This is a genomic window from Shewanella hanedai, from assembly GCF_007197645.1.
Classification (GTDB): Bacteria; Pseudomonadota; Gammaproteobacteria; order Enterobacterales; family Shewanellaceae; genus Shewanella; species Shewanella hanedai.
In genome coordinates this window covers 1-4,833 of sequence record NZ_VKGK01000063.1, presented here as the reverse complement: position 1 = coordinate 4,833, position 4,833 = coordinate 1, and the positions used below count along the sequence as shown (strand labels likewise).

5 protein-coding genes and 2 pseudogenes are annotated in these 4,833 nt (G+C 41.4%); all 7 read left to right on the top strand.

From position 1 onward, the window contains the following. The first annotated feature begins 144 nt into the window (after positions 1-144). Positions 145-888: a polymorphic toxin type 33 domain-containing protein gene (locus tag FN961_RS25970; protein ID WP_221936152.1), complete on the top strand. Its 744-nt coding sequence runs from the start codon at positions 145-147 to the stop codon at positions 886-888. A 5-nt stretch (positions 889-893) separates the two neighbouring features. Further along, positions 894-1,301, top strand: coding sequence for a DUF4279 domain-containing protein (locus tag FN961_RS25485; RefSeq protein WP_144042947.1), 408 nt, complete (start codon positions 894-896; stop codon positions 1,299-1,301). Positions 1,302-1,875: 574 nt separating this feature from the next. Beyond that, positions 1,876-2,082 (top strand): annotated as a pseudogene (locus tag FN961_RS25480) (transposase); the annotation flags it as partial. A 133-nt stretch (positions 2,083-2,215) separates the two neighbouring features. Further along, the gene (locus FN961_RS25470) at positions 2,216-2,578 is read left to right on the top strand and encodes a hypothetical protein (RefSeq protein ID WP_144042946.1); all 363 of its coding nucleotides are present in this window, start codon (positions 2,216-2,218) and stop codon (positions 2,576-2,578) included. Between the two features lie 496 nt (positions 2,579-3,074). Then, positions 3,075-4,175, top strand: a complete 1,101-nt coding sequence (locus tag FN961_RS25465; protein WP_229814823.1) for an RHS repeat domain-containing protein — start codon at positions 3,075-3,077, stop codon at positions 4,173-4,175. Next, positions 4,172-4,567, top strand: coding sequence for a hypothetical protein (locus FN961_RS25460; RefSeq protein WP_144042944.1), 396 nt, complete (start codon positions 4,172-4,174; stop codon positions 4,565-4,567). The genes FN961_RS25465 and FN961_RS25460 overlap by 4 nt, the downstream gene beginning before the upstream one ends. A gap of 198 nt (positions 4,568-4,765) precedes the next feature. After that, a pseudogene (locus FN961_RS25455) lies at positions 4,766-4,833 on the top strand (Mobile element protein); the annotation flags it as partial.

Below are 4,833 nucleotides of genomic sequence, written 5' to 3'. Positions count from 1 at the left end.
CCATATATCAGCTTCAAAGCCTACTTTAGAAGATTCGATAAGCTTTCATTCTATCTATAACATTGAACATCTACAGTAGAGCCGTTATGTTATTGATTAATGATGGCTGGCTTGATTTATTATTCGTATATCTTGAATAATCCGATGTCAGGAGTGGATCCGACAGGGTATTTGGCTGAAACTGACAAAGCTGAAGCGAGTGGTGGACCCACGAATGAAGCTGAGGTTAAAGCCGCTGAAGAGAAGGTTAGTGGTAATGGTGAGCAAAATGAAGAAAAGGTCACAACGACAACAAAGCTATCAAGGCAAAGGGATAATCGTTCCGCACACAAAGTAGGGATCCCAGGTTCAACCACAACTGTTAGTGCGAGTGGTGGTACCAATGTAAATCAAGACCAGAATGGCGGCTCAGGCTCTTCGTTATGGGGCGGCATAAAAAGAGTAGGGCAAAAACTACTTGAAGCTAATGCTCAGGGTTTTTGGGGTGAGTTTGCACATAATGCAGATGAACTATCTGACCCAAGCGAAGCCATTCCAATTAATGGTCCTGAAGAGTTGGCTGGGGCTAATGCTGTAGATTCAAGCCCTGCCATGGGGGCGGTTATTATTGGTGCTCAGGCTGTCACTACAAAGGGGCGCTCAGCAGTTACAGATATTCGGAATGGCAACCTCAGAAAACTCAAAGACAAATACCTTAAGGACTTAGGTATTGATGCTCATGCAGCAAAAGAAGTTCTAAACGGCACCAATAAGAGGAATGCTAGGTTTGATTTGATGGTCGATAAGAAGTCAGGTCAGGTATTCCAAAAAACTAAAGATGGCACCATCATACCAAGTGATTACAGTCTTGATGAGCTAAAAGACTATGCACCGATAGACAGGAAATAACCAATATGAAAATTGAAGTTAACTTTACTCTGGATGCTGGGGATGCCAATGTTGATGTCAAGCAATGGGGCGGGGAGTTGCAACTAGAGCCAACTGAGTTAGGTCAAAAAGGAGAGGCCTCAACGAGAGGTAAGGGGCACATTATTAGTAATTCATATTGGACGATTGCATCAGCACGACAAGATTGTGACTCGATAGATGACGCTGTCACAAATCTGCTTGAAGGGATTGTAGTTCAGTCTAAAAAGGTCCGAAAGCTAGTTGAGGGGTATAAGCTTGATTGCGGTGTTGCCGCCTTCGTTTGGCTTGAAGATGATGAAGATACTTCTGACATAGACCTTTATCTCAGTCGTCACACCGTTTTGCTATTGAGTGATTTGTATGCAGATTTTTCAGTTAGGGTGTATGAATAAGGGTTAGGTGCATAAATTGCCGCCATCACCTTTGGGCGGCAATCATCACAATTCCATTACTAGCAATTCCCACCCATTATCACCCATTATCACCGTGTAAAGAAAACCTTCGTTTATGAACCATTGCCATTATCATTAAATTATATGGCCACCCATAGTTCTGGATGAATAATCAACCTCTAAATTATATGGCCACCCATAGTTCTGGATGAATAATCAACCTCTGACTAAGCTTTCATTATCGCTTTAGGAGGAGATTGTAATGGCCAGACCAAGAAGTACATTAATCAGTATCGAAAAAAATTATATGGCCACCCATAATTCTGGATGAATCATCAACCTCCAAATTATATGGCCACCCATAGTTCTGGATGAATCATCAACCTCTGACTAAGCTTTCATTATCGCTTTAGGAGGAGATTGTAATGGCCAGACCAACGAGGGCGGAACAGTCATTGCAGGAGGAGGACGGTTGAAAGAAAGGTTGATTCCGAAATTATATGGCCACCCATAGTTCTGGATGAATCATCAACCTCTGACTAAGCTTTCATTATCGCTTTAGGAGGAGATTGTAATGGCCAGACCAAGAAGTACATTAATCAGTATCGAAGACACGCCATTTTATCACTGTGTGTCTAGGTGTGTGCGTAAAAACTTCTTAATGGGTATTGATAAAGACACGGGTAAATCCTATGAACATCGCCGTGAGTGGGTTGAAAGCCGATTATTAGCTTTAGCCAGCATCTTTGCCATAGACGTCAGTGCTTATGCCAGTATGACCAAAGCCAACCTGTAGATGCGTGGCGTAATCCTAATACTGGGAGATTGGAAGTCCAAGACGGGCATCACAGAACAGAAGCAGCGAAGAAGGCTGGCTTGGATAAGATACCAGTTCAGGTATGGGAGTAAATTACATGAAAAGGAAATATAGAGCTGCATTTATTTTACCGGCCAATACCAATAAAGAGCTTGGTGATGATGGGTGGGAGTTTGAGTCATTAGAGCGATTATCTAATAAAATCATGGAGTCGCTTGTTGAAGTTCTCAGTCTTAAATTCCTCGAGAGCTATTTAGGCATAGCTGTATACACCAATACAAACGTAAAAATGTCTATTGAGCGAGATGATCAAAACCTCATTGAGCACATATCATTTCAGATTTATGATAGTGCTATGGAAGGGTTTAAGAAGAAAGTCAAAGCATGTCCATGGTATGAACAGATAGACTGTTTTGTACCGAGTGAGACAAATTATATGGCCACCCATAGTTCTGGATGAATCATCAACCTCTGACTAAGCTTTCATTATCGCTTTAGGAGGAGATTGTAATGGCCAGACCAAGAAGTACATTAATGGAAAAAATATGTGCCACCCATCGTTAATGGCAAAATTATATGGCCACCCATAGTTCTGGATGAATAATCAACCTCTAAATTATATGGCCACCCATAATTCTGGATGTATTTTCAAGCAGTGGCTAAGCTTAATTTATCATCGTTGGATTAAAATTATATGGCCACCCATAATTCAGAATAAATTATATGGCCACCCATTAGAATTATATGGCCACCCATAGTTCTGGATGAACCATCAACCTCTGACTAAGCTTTCATTATCGCTTTAGGAGGAGATTGTAATGGCCAGACCAAGAAGTACATTAATTAAATTATATGGCCACCCATAGTTCTGGCATGTACTGCGTGATAGATTAGGCAGTGTCGATAGCCTAATCGATGCCCGCAGTGCTCAGATATTGCAGCACCGAGGTTACGATGTGTTTGGTCGCCCACGAGACATCGCGGCGGGTAATGCGCTATTAACCGACTGGCAAGGGGTGAGTCGCGGCTTTACCGACCATGAACATTTAGCCGATCAAGAGCTTATTCACATGAACGGCCGAGTATACGATTACAACGTCGGCCGCTTCTTAAGTGTTGACCCCTTCTTGCAGTTCCCTGAGAATAGTCAGAGTGCCAATCCTTATTCGTATATCTTGAATAATCCGATGTCAGGGGTGGATCCGACAGGGTATAGTTCTGTACGCAGTGGCAATGCTTCTAATTGGCGCGTAGCTATGTGTGACTCCAATCATGGAAATACCTGTGCTAAAACGCCTGTAGATAACGTTTTGGCGCAATGGGGGTTGAGTAATGGGCAAGCGAATAAGTCCATGGCTAAATCAGGACAGAAAAAGCGTAAGGATGAAGAAGCGCACCAGAGAGTTGGAGAGGAAGAAGAGATTGCTCAGGGAGGGGGTGGCCCTGCATGGACTTCAGATGGAAAGGCTTCTAGTGCACCTTCTTCGTTTAATGGGACGGAGACTGCAAGCACTGGCGTAATGTCTGGACCATTTGGTTTACCAATGCCTGGCCCAAAATCTCCAGAACAAATAGCAAATGATAAAGCTGCAGCCAAAGCATTAAGTGGGTTAATGTCGGATATAGCTGGCGCTATTGCTTCACCTCCACCACCAGATGATGAGGACAAGGTAGAAATTCGACAGCCTTCGCGTAAGGTAGAGAAATTTGAGAATACAATTTCTGAGAGTCATTTCAATACGTCACCTAGGTATCAATTAGTTAATAAAAATGGACGATGGAAAACAGTTGATGGAAATGGTAACGCATTTACTCCAAAAGGGGAGTATGAGTTTGTAACACAAAATGGTCAGATATGGGTTAGTAGAACGGGGACTGGTCATTATAATATTGCTAGGGGAGCGAATTCTGTTGATTATGCTGGCCACATTCGATTTGGTTATGGTAACAATAGTGGCCTACTTAGAGGTTGGAACAATAACTCTGGACACTATAAACCAACAGCAGGGAGAGCTTGGCAGGCTAAATTACCATCAGAAAAATTTGGAAAATTATGAAATTAATTGAACTCGTTGATGGCTTTCCTCATCAAGAAAGTGTGAAGTTATTTAAACAGGAAATAAAAGGGCTGACGGAAAAGGAGTTACTAGAGCTATCTATTCCATTACTAGATAAAACGGAAGGGAGAGGAAGGGTAAGCTTGGTTAAGATTCTATCTATTGCACTTAAAAAGGAATCTAGCCTTTTGGTAATTTTAGATATTGGTTGTAAAAAGAAACTTGTTAGTGAGATTGGTGAATGGCTTAATTTTTTAGTCCCTAGAATAAGTTTTAATAATCTTATTAAGTTAGTTGATAGCTATAAAAACTATGACATGGATATTGTCAATATCATACTTTACAAGCTCCAATTTATCATAGATCCCGATAAGCTTAGAGAGTTTGAATAGTATTTCTTAGTTTCCAATATTTATAGAGCCATATATGGACGCTCCAATCCCGTCAAGACTGAAATTATATGGCCACCCATAGTTCTGGATGAATCATCAACCTCTGACTAAATAATAAATATGGACAGGCATAGTTAATTGCGTAAATTCCACACCTCCTACTAAGCTTTAGTTATCGTTAAAAAGTAGGAGTTATCCATGCCTCGTCCCAGAAGAACCCAGATCAGTATTGAAGACACTCCGTATTACCATGCATGTAGTAGAAC